General features: G+C 33.4%; 14 protein-coding genes. 8 read left to right on the top strand and 6 right to left on the bottom strand.

Annotated features, from left to right (window positions below; all coding sequences use genetic code 11):
* Positions 1 to 183 precede the first annotated feature (183 nt).
* A complete protein-coding gene (gene nhaC, locus AC3VI6_RS07300) occupies positions 184 to 1,674 on the top strand; it encodes a Na+/H+ antiporter NhaC (RefSeq protein WP_497705703.1) in 1,491 nt (496 codons plus the stop codon).
* Positions 1,675 to 1,712: 38 nt separating this feature from the next.
* On the top strand, positions 1,713 to 2,165 hold the full coding sequence (locus AC3VI6_RS07295) for a GNAT family N-acetyltransferase (RefSeq protein WP_274633393.1): 453 nt from the start codon (positions 1,713 to 1,715) through the stop codon (positions 2,163 to 2,165).
* Here AC3VI6_RS07295 and AC3VI6_RS07290 read toward each other — a convergent pair.
* Together AC3VI6_RS07290 and AC3VI6_RS07285 are read right to left on the bottom strand one after the other, a co-directional pair.
* Positions 2,122 to 2,370: a hypothetical protein gene (locus tag AC3VI6_RS07290; protein ID WP_497705702.1), complete on the bottom strand. Its 249-nt coding sequence runs from the start codon at positions 2,368 to 2,370 to the stop codon at positions 2,122 to 2,124. The two genes, AC3VI6_RS07295 and AC3VI6_RS07290, sit on opposite strands and share 44 nt — an antisense overlap.
* 4 nt (positions 2,371 to 2,374) lie before the next feature.
* Positions 2,375 to 4,336, bottom strand: a complete 1,962-nt coding sequence (locus AC3VI6_RS07285; RefSeq protein ID WP_497705701.1) for a putative porin — start codon at positions 4,334 to 4,336, stop codon at positions 2,375 to 2,377.
* Positions 4,337 to 4,406: 70 nt separating this feature from the next.
* On the opposite strand from AC3VI6_RS07285, the gene rnhB reads away from it, so the two are divergent.
* Both rnhB and AC3VI6_RS07275 read left to right on the top strand, forming a co-directional pair.
* Positions 4,407 to 5,006 carry a ribonuclease HII gene (gene rnhB, locus AC3VI6_RS07280; RefSeq protein ID WP_497705700.1) on the top strand — a complete coding sequence of 200 codons (600 nt, stop codon included), beginning with the start codon at positions 4,407 to 4,409 and terminating at the stop codon, positions 5,004 to 5,006.
* A 33-nt stretch (positions 5,007 to 5,039) separates the two neighbouring features.
* Complete coding sequence (locus AC3VI6_RS07275) at positions 5,040 to 6,095, top strand: nucleoid-associated protein (protein WP_497705699.1); 1,056 nt, start codon at positions 5,040 to 5,042, stop codon at positions 6,093 to 6,095.
* Between the two features lie 38 nt (positions 6,096 to 6,133).
* Here the strand turns inward: AC3VI6_RS07275 and AC3VI6_RS07270 are convergent, their stop codons facing one another.
* Positions 6,134 to 6,724, bottom strand: a complete 591-nt coding sequence (locus tag AC3VI6_RS07270; protein ID WP_497705698.1) for a PhnA domain-containing protein — start codon at positions 6,722 to 6,724, stop codon at positions 6,134 to 6,136.
* A gap of 51 nt (positions 6,725 to 6,775) precedes the next feature.
* On the opposite strand from AC3VI6_RS07270, the gene AC3VI6_RS07265 reads away from it, so the two are divergent.
* The 3 genes from AC3VI6_RS07265 to AC3VI6_RS07255 all read left to right on the top strand — a co-directional run bounded on the left by AC3VI6_RS07265 (position 6,776) and on the right by AC3VI6_RS07255 (position 8,216).
* Positions 6,776 to 7,279 (top strand): GNAT family N-acetyltransferase, encoded by a 504-nt coding sequence (locus AC3VI6_RS07265; RefSeq protein ID WP_497705697.1) that lies wholly within the window; start codon positions 6,776 to 6,778, stop codon positions 7,277 to 7,279.
* A 297-nt stretch (positions 7,280 to 7,576) separates the two neighbouring features.
* Positions 7,577 to 7,810, top strand: coding sequence for a hypothetical protein (locus tag AC3VI6_RS07260; protein WP_497705696.1), 234 nt, complete (start codon positions 7,577 to 7,579; stop codon positions 7,808 to 7,810).
* A 25-nt stretch (positions 7,811 to 7,835) separates the two neighbouring features.
* Positions 7,836 to 8,216 (top strand): hypothetical protein, encoded by a 381-nt coding sequence (locus AC3VI6_RS07255; protein WP_497705695.1) that lies wholly within the window; start codon positions 7,836 to 7,838, stop codon positions 8,214 to 8,216.
* Positions 8,217 to 8,278: 62 nt separating this feature from the next.
* Here the strand turns inward: AC3VI6_RS07255 and rimM are convergent, their stop codons facing one another.
* From rimM to AC3VI6_RS07240, 3 genes are all read right to left on the bottom strand, one after another.
* Entirely contained in the window at positions 8,279 to 8,806 is a 528-nt protein-coding gene (gene rimM, locus AC3VI6_RS07250) for a ribosome maturation factor RimM (protein WP_497706579.1), read from the bottom strand.
* A 17-nt stretch (positions 8,807 to 8,823) separates the two neighbouring features.
* Entirely contained in the window at positions 8,824 to 9,327 is a 504-nt protein-coding gene (locus AC3VI6_RS07245) for a 30S ribosomal protein S16 (RefSeq protein WP_408034655.1), read from the bottom strand.
* A 172-nt stretch (positions 9,328 to 9,499) separates the two neighbouring features.
* The gene (locus AC3VI6_RS07240; RefSeq protein ID WP_274633403.1) at positions 9,500 to 9,691 is read right to left on the bottom strand and encodes a cold-shock protein; all 192 of its coding nucleotides are present in this window, start codon (positions 9,689 to 9,691) and stop codon (positions 9,500 to 9,502) included.
* A 238-nt stretch (positions 9,692 to 9,929) separates the two neighbouring features.
* Here AC3VI6_RS07240 and dnaE point away from each other — a divergent pair, with 238 nt between their 5' ends.
* Positions 9,930 to 14,303 carry a DNA polymerase III subunit alpha gene (gene dnaE, locus AC3VI6_RS07235; RefSeq protein ID WP_497705694.1) on the top strand — a complete coding sequence of 1,458 codons (4,374 nt, stop codon included), beginning with the start codon at positions 9,930 to 9,932 and terminating at the stop codon, positions 14,301 to 14,303.
* Position 14,304 lies beyond the last annotated feature (1 nt).

Genomic DNA, 14,304 nt, shown 5'->3' with positions numbered 1-14,304 from the left:
TTATATTTTTAGACATGTCATTTTAAATAATGTGAAAATTATCAACTTCTTTTACGTTATTTAAAGTGACATTTTTGTTTATCTGTCATTTCTTTTCAATTTTTCTTAAAGAAAGTCATTAACTGATTCGATTTGTGTAATTCTATTCAAAATCGTAACATTACAATCCGAAAAACACTACACATGCAAGACGATAAAAACCTTTCAGAAATCAAAATTGAAGACCAAAAAATAATCCAAAATAAAGAATTGACTATTTGGGAAGCACTGATTCCTGTTTTTGCTCTAATTGCAATGTTAGCGTACAATGTATATGTTTTTGGTGATGATGCTTTAAGCGGTAGTAACCAATTTATCTTATTAATGGGTGGTGCTGTAGCGGCAATTATAGGTTTTAAAAACAAGGTTTCTTATGAAAGAATGATCGAAGAAGTTGCCGAAAATATTAAATCTACCGCAGGAGCCATTTTAATACTTTTAATGGTAGGATCTTTAGCTGGAACATGGCTTATAAGCGGTATTATTCCTTCAATGATTTATTACGGACTTCAAATCTTAAACCCTACTATATTTTTAGTCGCTTGTCTAATAATTTGTGCTGTAATTTCTGTTGCTACAGGAAGTTCTTGGACAACCTCAGCAACTGTAGGTATTGCTTTAATAGGAATTGGAGAAGCCTTAGGAATTTCTTTAGGAATGACTGCTGGTGCTGTTTTATCAGGAGCTTATTTTGGAGATAAAATGTCACCAATGTCTGATACTACAAACCTAGCTCCTGCCATGGCAGGAACCGACTTATTTACGCACATAAGATACATGGCGTTCACCACAGTTCCTACATTTATAATTACCATTATCTTCTTTATCATACTTGGATTTACACAAACAACAACTGGTGAAGCTAACACATTACAAATGCTAACCGATATTAACAAAGCGTTCAATATTACCCCATGGTTATTTATAGTACCTATATTAGTTATCATTCTAATTATTAAAAAAACACCTCCATTAATTGCTCTTTTAGCGGGTACAATTTTAGGGGGTATTTTCGCTTTAATCTTTCAACCACATGTAGTAGCACAAGTTGCAGGCGTTGAAAAATTAAATTTTGAAGCTGCTTACAAAGGAGTAATGCAAGCCATTACTGTTGAAACCTCTGTTGCTACAGAAAACGAGGTTTTAAAAGATTTATTTACCGCAGGAGGAATGAAAAAAATGCTAGGAACTGTATGGTTGATTTTATTAGCGATGGTTTTTGGTGGAGTAATGGATGCTATCGGAGCTTTAGCTAAAATTAGTAGTTTTATGTTAAGTTTATTTGACTCTGTATTTGGTTTATTTGCTAGTACAGTTGCTACTTGTATCGGATTAAACTTTACAGCTTCTGATCAGTACTTAGCAATTGTTGTTCCTGGAAAAATGTATGCGCAAGCCTATAGAGATAAAGGTTTAGCTCCTGAAAATTTAAGTAGAACACTAGAAGATTCTGGTACAGTAACTTCTGTTTTAATCCCATGGAATACCTGTGGAGCTTACCATTCGGGCGTATTAGGAGTTCCTGTTATAGACTATGCTATTTATGCTATGTTTAACTGGTTAAGTCCGTTTACAACTCTAGTATATGCTGCTTTCAGAATTAAAATAAAACAATTAACAACTTCATCTAAGTAAATAATAAAACCTCTATTTTTGCAGATTTTATTATTTGTATGATTACAAAAGCTAACGCGCTAGATGCAGATTCGCTAACTAACATTGCCTTAAAATCCAAAGCTTATTGGGGCTACACTGAAGAACAAATAGAAAGTTGGCGCCATGATTTAACCATTACGGAAAACATCATGGAAAATATGTTTGTGTATAAATATATTTTAGAAGACACTATAGCTGGATTTTATATTTTAAATCAGCCTAAAAACGATGCTATTGAGCTAGAATTTCTATTTATTTTACCTGAATTTATAGGAAAGGGAATCGGTAAAAAATTATTGGAAGATTCTTATATAAAAGCGAAACAGCTCAATGCTACTACCATGACATTATTAGCCGACCCAAATGCTAAATCGTTTTACGAAAGTCAAGGATTTCTTTATTTCGGAGAAAAAGAAAGCAGTATTCCTAATCGTTTTTGCCCTTTAATGAAAAAAGATTTAACACTATAGAAATTAATAAGAGTATCCATGGGGTTCCGTGTAAAAACACATCAAACCAATCCATAAACTTCATGGCATGCTCTCCAGAAAAAGCATTCCCTCCAGCAATCCATTGTAACTTTCCTACAATATGTGGCGGTTTAAAAGGAGCTAAACCTAAAGTTAAGCTTGCTAGTAAAAACAGCTTCCAGTTTTGTTGTAATTTTTCTTTCATACTATTAAATAAACCAATTCCATACTACCCCAAAACGAATTACAAAATCTCTATACGGGTAATTTGGTGCTGAATAATAATTCTTTTTAAAAGCAAAAGAACTAACATTGTCTGCTTTAAAATAAATTCGAGTTCTTCTTACGCGTGCATTAAAAAATAAATCGACTGTTGGATAGCCAATTTCAGTATCGTTTTGTAGCGTAAATTCTGCCAATAACGGATTGTAGGCATTTGCCTTGTACTCTGTAAAATACTTAAACGTAGCTCCTATTTGCACCAAGAGAGGTTTTCCTTTAAACCACTCATCAGTATAATACAGTGTATTACGAGTAACAAATTCAGGTACTCTAAAAACACTTTCTCCGCTGGCTACTTTTTGATACATCAACGTGTTATCTAAAGCAAATTTCCCGAAGGTAACCTCTTTAGATACTTTCGCTTTTAAATAATTAACATCTCCTGAAAACTGTTTCGGTTGTCCATTTTCGTCAAAATAAGTGTAATTGCTAATATTGGTAATATCAACAGATGCATTTCCCCATTTAGAATCAATTACACCACCTAAACTATGGGTTCCTATTTGAGAAAAATTGTTTTCCCAGTTATAATCATCATAGCTACTTTGGTGCAGTAAGAAGTTAAAGTTAGGTGATTTATTACTGATTCCTAACCTACCTTTTACAGTTAGTACACTATCTTTTTTATAAAAAGCTTCTCCTGAAAATTGATTTCCTGATAAACGTCCACTTCCCGGAGTAAGACTTCCTGAAGCATTTACATGAAAGTTTCCTATACGTCCGTTCCAATCGGCTCCAAACGAAACAGCATCACCTTTTAATTTGTTTTTAGTAATTCCAACCGTGTTGTTTTGCAAGTTTTCGTATCCGTAGTTATATGAAGTTACTCCTGTTTTAACGCGAAACTTCCCTAAAACATACTTAGAATTAAAATCTAAAAACAACTGATTATCATACAACAAATATTTCGTCTTGTTATTTATTCCGCTAGAAATATTAGTATCCCCAAATACATCTGATGTCGCAGTTCCTTGATTAAAACGATAAAATTTAGAATCTCTCGTAAATGAGTGTCCTAATTTTAGATTTGAAAAATCTCTTTGAGTCACGCTATCTTTTGATGAAAGCAGTTTGAACGTGTGTTCAAAATACAAGCGTTTTGCATCTAAATTGTTTTCAGCATTATTTAAAACCACATCCATCCTACCTCTGTTGGCACTAAAATTAGGATCATCGTTTATAAAAGCCTCCAAAGATGTTTCTGTTAACCCTCCACTTTCCTGATTAAAAAAATCTTGATTTACAGCATGTCCTCTTATAGCATATTGTCCTTTCGGAGTTTCATAACTAAAACTCACTCTAAAATTACCTGTACTTGCTAAAGAACGTCGGTATTTTCCTAACGAACGAAGCCCTTTATAGGCGATTGCTAAATTAAATCGTTTAGAAAAGTTTGTGGTAAACAATGCATCTACAACTTGCCCTTGCTCCAAACCTGTTCGGTACATAATTTCGGATGTTGGTGTAGGCACATGGTAATAATTCACATCTTCTACATCCATATAACCAAACATTTTAGCTCTAAAACCAATATCTGGAAATTGTGAAATATTCGTGAAATCGTATGCTAAATTATTAAATGTTTGCCCTTGGTTATGAAAAGCCAACAACTCAAAATTATCTTTTCGTAAAAAGTTAAACTTATATTCTTTTTGAAGGGTAAGTGTCGTGTCTATAATTGTAGTATCGTTCTTGTGCGATATAATTTTATAATCGGTATACTTTGTTATCCCACTTAATTTTACATTGATTTCATTTTCAGGCAATGAGTCTCTACCTTGATTAAGTCCTCCTCTACCTCTTGCAAAGCCTCCATCAATTGTTCTTAACTGAGCAAAAAACACCTGAACACTAATCAAACAAAAGAATACTAAAAAATTTTTCTTCATAACAGCAAAAGTAAAATAATTTAACGATTAATTTTAAGTTTAATTTCTTTGAAAACTGTTAATTTGTAGCATGTTGAAATTAAACTTTAGCGGACATAAATTAGAAGCTGGCACTGATGAAGCTGGTAGAGGATGCTTATCAGGTCCTGTAGTTGCCGCCGCCGTAATTTTACCTGATTATTTTCAACATGAATTATTAAACGACTCTAAACAACTTTCTGAGAAAAGAAGACAAGAGCTTCGCCCGTATATTGAAGAACACGCTTTGGCTTACGGAGTATCCTTCATTCATCAAGAAGAAGTAGATGAATTGAATGTTTTACAAGCTTCAATCGCTGGCATGCATCGTTCTATTCAACAATTAAATATTCAACCAGAATTTATTATTGTTGATGGGAATAAATTCAAACCGTATGAAGAAATTCCACATCAAACTATTGTAAAAGGTGATGCTAAATTTATGAGTATTGCTGCAGCATCCGTTTTAGCAAAAACTTATCGAGATGAGTATATGGAAAAAATTCATCAAGAATTTCCGCAGTATAATTGGCAAAAAAACAAAGGATATCCTACTAAAGAACATCGCGAAGCTATTCGACAATTTGGCGCAACAACCTACCACAGAAAATCATTTAAATTGTTACCTGAACAATTGAAATTAGAATTGTAATTTTTCTATTTTTGTCTTCCAATTTTTTAGAAGATGATTAAAAGAACTCGTACCGAAATTAACAAATGTATCATTCATAAAGTCGCTAATAAATACAATAGCGGACAAAATGCTTTTTCTGAAAGTTTAGTGCGTTTTGATGAAGAAAGCTACGAATTGCTACTTCCTTTTTTACTAAAACCATTTGGTTCGGTTACGCAGAGTTATCGTTTTAGTCATCATGCAGATGTTCGCTTAAACGAAATAAACAAATACACTTCAGATATTTTTGAAGATGATAGCAATGAGGTCTTTATCCAACATTCTAAAAACATTGTTAATCACTTATACGAGCAATCAAATTCTGCCAATATTAAAACGGGTGATGTTATTGTTGCTTATTTTGAAGGTATCGAGTACAAAGATGTTTTAACCGAAGCCGTTGGAATTTTTAAAATTGAAAGTAAAGTAGACTTCTTCCAAACCTATTTAGACGATGAAAGTTTTGATGTAGTAGTTCAAAAAGGAATTTCTACCAAAAGATTAGATAAAGGTTGTTTGATTTTAAACTCTTCTGATACAGAAGGAACCGTAGTTTTATCAGTAGACAATAACAATTACGATGCGCAATACTGGATTAAAAACTTTTTAAGCGTAAAGTATGCCGATGATCGTAATTTACATACTCAAAATTACTTAGAAATGTGTAAAGAGTTTTCTGAAGAGGTTATAAAACCTGAATTTGGAAAACAAGAACAAAGCAACTTTTTAGCCAATACAGTTGATTATTTTAAAGAACACGAAAATGTAGATTATCACAACTTTAAAGATGAAATCTTTGAAGAAGATAAACACAAAAATTTGTTTGAAGACTATAAACAACACTTTGAGAAATTGAACGATGTATTAATTCGTAACAACTTTGAAGTATCTGATGTTGTCTTAAAAAAGGAAAAAAGCAAGTTCAAAACCGAAATAAAGCTAGACACTAATATTCAAATTAAGATTGATGTAGATGCTCCTGATGCTTCTGCTGAATATTTAGAGCAAGGTTACGACGAGGAGAAAAAAATGAAATTTTACAAAGTGTTTTATAACACTGAGAAATAAAAAAAGCTGAGTTAATTCTCAGCTTTTTTATTTTAATATTACTCCTTTTCAGCCATTTTCTTGACGTAATCGGTAATAATTACAATCTGTGTTCCGTCTACTTTACCTTCAATATATTTAGCATTTTCAGGATCTAATGAAATTCTACGCACTGCAGCACCTTGTTTAGCTACCATACTAGAACCTTTTACTTTTAAATCTTTAATCAATACCACATTATCTCCTGCTTGTAAAATTGCTCCGTTTACATCTCTGTGAATAATTTTTTCACTTTCATCTAAATGCTCTCCTGTTGCTTCTGCAAAACGAACATCTTCATCTTCTAAATAAAGCATATCCAATAAATCTTGCGACCAACCATCCTTTTTAACACGATGTAACATTCTCCAAGCTACAACTTTTACCGCTCTAAATTCACTCCACATACTATCGTTTAAACAACGCCAGTGGTTTGCGTCTGTAACCTCAGGATTCTCTATTTGCTCAATACAAGTGCTACAAGCCAGTAAACTACCATCTACTCCACCTGTAGAAATTGGTGGCACTTCGTAAATCGATAAGTTATCTTTTGATGCACATAGCTCGCATTGATTTCCGCTTCTATCTTGTAATTCTTGTAATAAACTCATTTTGTTATTTTTTTGCTTCGCAAAAGTACATTTTTAATTTATATTTAAACCATGTTATTAGAAAGCGAACGATTAATCATACGAAATGCTCTGGTGAGTGATGCTCCTTTTTATTTTGAGTTATTCAACGACCCTGATTGGATCCAATTTATAGGTGATAAAAATTTGAAATCTATTGAAGAAACCGAGGTCTATTTAAAAGACATTTTATTTAAAAATTCAAAATTAGGCGGGTTGGGGTTTTTCACGGTTATTTTAAAAGAAACCAACAGACCTATTGGTGCATCTACCGCATTACAAAGAGATTCTCTTGATTTTATTGATATTGGCTATGCTTTTTTACCCATCGGAAGAGGAAAAGGATACGCAACCGAAGCTACAAAATTGATTATAGAATACGTTCGAACAAAGTTTAAACAGGATAAAGTATTAGCTTTAACCATGCCTAAAAACGAAAAATCTCAAAAATTGTTAAAAAACTTAGGTTTTAGCTATATAGGGATGCAGCAAGTTTTTGAAAGCGGAGAAGACTGCGTGTTTGAATATGTTTTTTAGAGTCCGAAATCATCCAGACTTCTTATTTTCCCTCAAAAACAAACTTCAAAAAAACAAATTAAACAACTAATAGACAGATGTGTATATTTTAAAAACACACTTCATAATATTCTGGACGACTCTGTACTCTTATCCGTAAAGTTTTACCTATTTTGGCACTGCTTTAACAAAGCGTTATTAATATTTTCGCTTCGACAGCATTCCCCTACCCCTAAATATCTAATTCTTTTCAAAAAAAAGAACTGAATTTTCTTGTTGTATTACACGTAAAAATTTTACATAATTAAACAAAAGGAAATGAAAATTAACCTAAAACCCTCTCAAAAAAGGATAAAAAGAAAAGTAAGCCGCTTTTTATTCTTCCCTTTACTTTTTAAAGGAGAATTGTATTGGCTAGAAAGAGTTATTGTTAAAAGAAACTTTAACGGTAGAAGTCTGCAAATAACTGATGTTATTAGATCAAAAGATTTGATTGAAAAAGAAATAAACAAACCACATTTTAAATTAAAAGTTGTAAAAGAAGCTGTTTAATTTAAACAGCTTTAAATTTTATACTATGAAAAAAATTATTTTATTATTTGCTATCTCTTTAACTTTTTTAAACTGCTCTTCCAGTGATGAAAACGTTTCTAACAACTCATTAATTGGAACTTGGAAACAAACCAAACTATTAATTAACGGCAATGAATCTCAATATGAATGTATTGAAAAAAATTATATAAAATTCAGTGAAAACAACTCATTAGAATGGGCTCGTCACTTAAATCCTGATTGCAATTTAGACGAAGGAACTCCATACATAGGAGCATGGAATAAAATAAATGAAACTAACTATTCATTTAAAACAGATGAAAACTTTGTACTAAAACTAATTAACAATACCATTGAAATTCAAGAAGAAAACGATGATTCAAGAAAATGGATCTTTAAAAAATAAAAACCGGAAGGATAACTTCCTTCCGTTTTTTATACTATCTCATTGAAGTATCTCTAAGAATATTATTCTAAATACAACTCAATTAATCCTTCTGGTGTATTTACTTCAATTACTTGATTTTCTCTATCTACCTTTTTAATAAAATCATCTATCATAGGAATAAAAATTTCTTTACCCTCTCTATCAATTTCAAATAAAGGTTGTGCAGAAGCATCGTTAATACTCACAATAGCTCCAACTTCACCAAAAGTATCATCAACAACCGTAAAACCAATAACTTCATGGTAATAAAACTTATTTCCAGAAAGTTTCGGGAGTAAATCTAAAGGTAAATACACTTCTGAACGCAAAATAGCTTCTGCATCAGCTTCAGTATCTACATCTTCAAATTTTACTCTAAACATAGTTCCTTTACTCAATGAAGATTTTTCAATAAAAAAAGGAACCAGATTATTGCCTAAATCGACAAAAACTGATTCCAAATTTTCGTAAAGATCGGGTTCATCAGTGTCTAATTTAATAACTACCTCGCCCTTAAAACTATGTTTTTTAACGATTTTGCCAAGATAAAAGCAATCTTCTTTTTGCATCATCGTAGTACACGTTTTTATTCTTCGCTATCAGCACCTGTTTCAGCAACAGCAGCATCTTCGCTATCAGTAGCAGGAACAGCAGCAGCAATACGTGCTTCGTTTACAGCTTTTTCAGCTTCTAAAGCTTTAGCTTTAGCATCTTCTTTAGCTTTCGCTAAACCATCAGCTTTACCAGCTACTTTTGATGCTTTTTCTTCTAACCAAGCAGTAAATTTAGCTTCTGCTTGCTCTTCAGTTAAAGCTCCTTTTTTTACTCCACCAGCTAAGTGATTCTTTAATAAAGCTCCTTTATAAGATAAAATAGCTCTAGCAGTATCAGTTGGTTGAGCACCGTTTTGTAACCACTTTACAGCTCCATCAACATCTAAATCGATAGTTGCAGGGTTCGTGTTTGGATTGTAAGTTCCGATTTTTTCTAAGAAACGACCGTCTCTTTTAGCTCTAGAATCAGCAGCTACTACCCAATAAAATGGTTTTCCTTTTTTACCGTGTCTTTGTAATCTAATTTTTACAGGCATAATTTTAATTTTTAAGGTTCGCGACCTTGATTATTAATAAATCTTATCATCTCGTGATAAGTGGGCGCAAATTTATGAAATCTTTTTCATTAAAAAGCAAAAAACCTGTTTTATTAAACTAAAAAAGAGCCTGTAAAACAGACTCTTAAGAAAAATAAATTACTAAGGTATATTATAATACTCTAACGCTAACAGCGTTTAATCCTTTTCTTCCTTCTTTTAACTCAAATTCTACGTTATCACCTTCTTTAATCTCATCGATTAAACCTGATACGTGTACAAAGTGCTCTGTGTTTGAGTTTGATTCGATAATAAATCCAAAACCTTTAGATTCATTGAAGAACTTTACTGTTCCTTCTTTCATTGTAAAAAAAATTATATTAAAGTACAAATGTAATCTTATTAATTGATTGTCAATCACTTTTTATCATATTTATTTTTAAATTAATCTACACTTAACACAATATTTAGTTACAGTCAACCAATCAAGCCTTTACCTCTACTCAAAAACACTCGTTAATAACTTCTCTCTTTAGCAATCTAAATTCTTCGTATTTTTACACTTTGTTTTACTCAAAAAACACTTCAAGTAATTTTTGCCCATGTATTTAATTTTCGATACCGAAACTACTGGATTACCTAAAAGCTGGAACGCTCCAATAACCGATACCGATAACTGGCCTAGAGCCATACAAATTGCATGGCAATTACATGATGAATTAGGAAATCTGGTTGAACACAACGATTTCTTAATTCAACCTGACGGATTTAACATTCCCTACGACGCAGAACGTATTCACGGAATTTCTACAGATTTAGCTATTGAACAAGGTATTCAAATAAGTGAAGGACTAGAATTATTTAATAATGCTTTACAAAAAACAAAGTTTATTGTTGGGCAAAATGTTGGATTTGATGTCAACATTATGGGATGTGAATTCCATCGTCTGGGTGTTGAAAACAACCTAACCGAATTGCCAGTTTTAGATACCTGTACTGAGCATACAGCAGAAATGTGTCAAATTCCTGGAGGTCGTGGAGGAAAATTCAAACTTCCTACCCTTACCGAATTACACAATCACTTATTTGGAACTGGTTTTGGCGAAGCTCACAATGCTACTGCCGATGTTGAAGCTACAACTCGTTGTTTCTTAGAATTAATTCGTTTACGTCAGTATACCGAAGAACAACTAGATGTTCCTTCAGATTATTTTAAACGTTATACAGAGGCAAATCCTAATCCAATTCAAGTTATCGGACTTAAACACTTAAACCTTAAAAAGGAAAGTGAAAAAATCCGTAAAAGAAAATCTTCAGAAACTGAAGAAGCTACTACCATTTCTACTGCAGAAGGTTTAGCTGAACTTGAAGGCGTTAAATTTGCCCATTTACACAACCATACACAATACTCAATTCTACAGTCTACCATCCAAATTGGTAATATTGTAAATGCCGCTGCAAAAGACAATATGTCGGCAGTTGCTATGACAGATACTGGGAACATGATGGCTGCTTTTCACTTTGTACAAGCCGTTATAGGCCACAACAAAGCAGCCGAAGCTGCTAATCAAGAAGCTATAGAAAAAGGTGAAACGCCTACAGAAACTATTTTAAAACCTATTGTGGGTTGTGAGTTCAATATTTGTGAAGATCACACGAATAAAAGTCAAAAAGACAACGGATACCAAGTTGTACTACTTGCTAAAAACAAAAAAGGATACCACAACTTAGCAAAAATGTCTTCTATCGCTTTTGTGGATGGTTTTTACTACGTTCCAAGAATTGATAAAAAAATCATTGAACAATACAAAGAAGATGTAATTGTTTTAACAGGGAATTTATACGGAGAAGTTCCTAGTAAAATATTAAATGTTGGTGAAGCCCAAGCTGAGGAAGCCTTACTTTGGTGGAAAGAACAGTTCGGAGACGATTTATACATCGAATTGATGCGTCATGGACAAGAAGACGAAAGAGTGGTGAATGAAACTCTTTTAGAGTTTTCAAAAAAACATAACGTAAAAATTGTTGCTACCAACAACACCTTTTATTTAGAAAAAGAAGATGCCAACGCACACGATATTTTATTATGTGTAAAAGATGGAGAAAAACAAGCAACTCCGAAAGGTAGAGGAAGAGGTTATCGTTACGGCTTACCTAACGATGAGTACTACTTTAAATCTACCGAAGAGATGAAAAAGCTCTTTGCTGATCTACCAGAAGCCATCATTAATATTCAAGAAATTGTAGATAAAGTTGAGCCTTTTGGTTTAGCTCGCGATGTATTATTACCTGCTTTTGATATTCCTGAGGAATTTAGAGATGAAAAAGATTTAGAAGATGGAGGAAAACGCGGAGAGAATAATTTTTTACGTCACTTAACCTACGAAGGAGCCAAAAAACGATATGGTGAAATTACAGATAGCATTCGAGAACGTTTAGATTTTGAGCTGGATGTAATTGCCAAAACAGGATACCCTGGATACTTCTTAATTGTAGAAGACTTTATTCGAGAGGCCCGTAATATGGATGTATCAGTAGGTCCTGGACGTGGATCTGCTGCTGGTTCGGTAGTTGCCTATTGTTTATGGATTACTAATATCGACCCTATTAAATACGACCTACTTTTTGAGCGTTTCTTAAATCCTGAACGTGTATCGATGCCCGATATCGATATTGATTTTGATGATGAAGGTCGTGGACGAGTAATGGATTATGTAATCCAGAAATACGGAGCCAATCAAGTAGCGCAAATTATTACTTACGGTACAATGGCAGCAAAATCATCGGTTCGTGATACCGCTCGAGTGCTTGATTTACCCCTTTTTGAAGCCGATAGAATTGCCAAGTTAATCCCAGGAATGAAATTGGCTAAAATATTCTCTTTGGATGAAGCCGGATTAAAAGCCAAACTTCGTTCCGAAGAAATTGAAATGGTCAACGAACTAAAAGCGATTGCCGATGGTAGTGGGCTGGAAGCGGAAACCATTAACAAAGCTAGAATTTTAGAAGGTTCTGTTCGTAACACAGGTATTCATGCCTGTGGGGTAATTATTACTCCTGATGATATTACCAAGTTCGTACCTGTATCGGTTGCAAAAGATTCCGACATGTATGTTACTCAGTTTGATAACTCGGTCGTAGAAAGTGCGGGATTATTAAAAATGGATTTCTTGGGATTAAAAACCTTAACCCTGATTAAGGATACGGTAAAAATTGTAAAAGCACGTCACGGAGTAGAACTCGATCCAGAGAACTTCCCAATTGATGATGAAGAAACATATGCTTTATTCCAACGAGGAGAAACCGTAGGGATTTTCCAATACGAATCTCCTGGAATGCAAAAGTACATGCGTGAATTAAAACCTACCGTTTTTGCCGATTTAATAGCAATGAACGCCTTATATCGTCCAGGTCCTTTAGAATATATTCCTTCATTTATTCGAAGAAAACATGGTGATGAAGAGATTCAATACGACCTTCCTGCCATGGAAGAATATTTAGCCGAAACCTACGGAATTACGGTATATCAGGAGCAAGTAATGTTACTTTCACAAAAACTAGCTGATTTTACCAAAGGTGAAGCCGATGTATTACGTAAAGCCATGGGTAAAAAACAAGCTGCGGTACTGGCTAAAATGAAGCCTAAGTTTGTAAATCAAGCAAAAGCTAACGGGCATGATGAAAAAGCCTTAGAAAAGATTTGGAAAGACTGGGAAGCATTTGCATCCTATGCTTTCAATAAATCGCACTCAACTTGTTATGCGTGGATTGCCTATCAAACTGCTTATTTAAAAGCACATTATCCTGCTGAATACATGGCGGCAGTACTTTCAAACAATATGAACGATATTAAATCTGTTTCATTTTTTATGGAAGAATGTAAGCGTATGGGCTTAGAAGTATTAGGACCAGATGTAAACGAATCATATGCTAAGTTCTCGGTAAACAAAGATGGCGCTGTTCGTTTTGGTATGGCGGCAATTAAAGGTGTTGGTGGTTCTGCTGTAAAAGCTATTATTGATGAACGTAAAGAAAATGGACATTATTCTTCTGTTTTTGATGTAGCAAAACGTGTGGATTTACGTGTAGCAAACAAAAAAGCTTTTGAAGGATTAGTCTTAGCTGGAGGATTTGATTCATTTACAAGTACACATCGTGCTCAATATTATGTAAAAGACGAAAAAGGGCAAACTTTCTTAGAAAAAGCCATCCGTTTTGGAAATAAATATCAAGAAAATCAAAACTCCTCTCAAGTTTCTCTGTTTGGAGAAGCCTCTGAAGTTGATTTACCAGAACCTCAAGTTCCAGTATGCGAAACCTGGGGAACTATGGAACTTTTAGCTCGCGAAAAAGAAGTAGTAGGGATGTATATTTCTGCACATCCGTTGGATGATTTTAAAAATGAAATGAACTTTTGCAACGCTACCCTAGCACATTTTAAAAATATTGCTCAATACGAAGGTTTAGGATTGTCTTTTGCCGGTATTGTTACCGATGTGCAACACCGTGTATCTAAAGCCGGAAAAGGTTGGGCTTCTTTTATTATGGAAGATTACAATGACAGCTACGAGTTCAGAATTTTTGGGGAAGATTACTTAAAATTCAAGCACTTTTTGGTTCCAAATTCATTCTTGTTTATCAAAACAACCATTAAACCTGGGTGGACTAACAAAGAAGGAGTTAAAGGTGAACCTAGAATTGGATTTAATGAGTTTTTATTACTGCACGACATCATGGACAAAATGTGTAAAAAACTAACCATTAAAATTCCGTTACAAGAAGTAAAAGAAAACACGATTAAGGAGTTACAACACTTATTTGCTACCAATAAAGGTTCTCAAAGCTTATATTTTACTATTTGGGACACTGAAGAAAAAATTGAACTAAGCTTACCAAGTAGAACCACTAAAATTAAAGTATCTAGTGAATTTTTAAAAGCTTTAGACGAGCAATTTATTAATTACAAATTGAATTAAC

The sequence above is a fragment of the Tenacibaculum sp. TB-56 genome (genome assembly GCF_059716275.2).
This window is presented reverse-complemented; position numbering and strand designations above follow the sequence as displayed.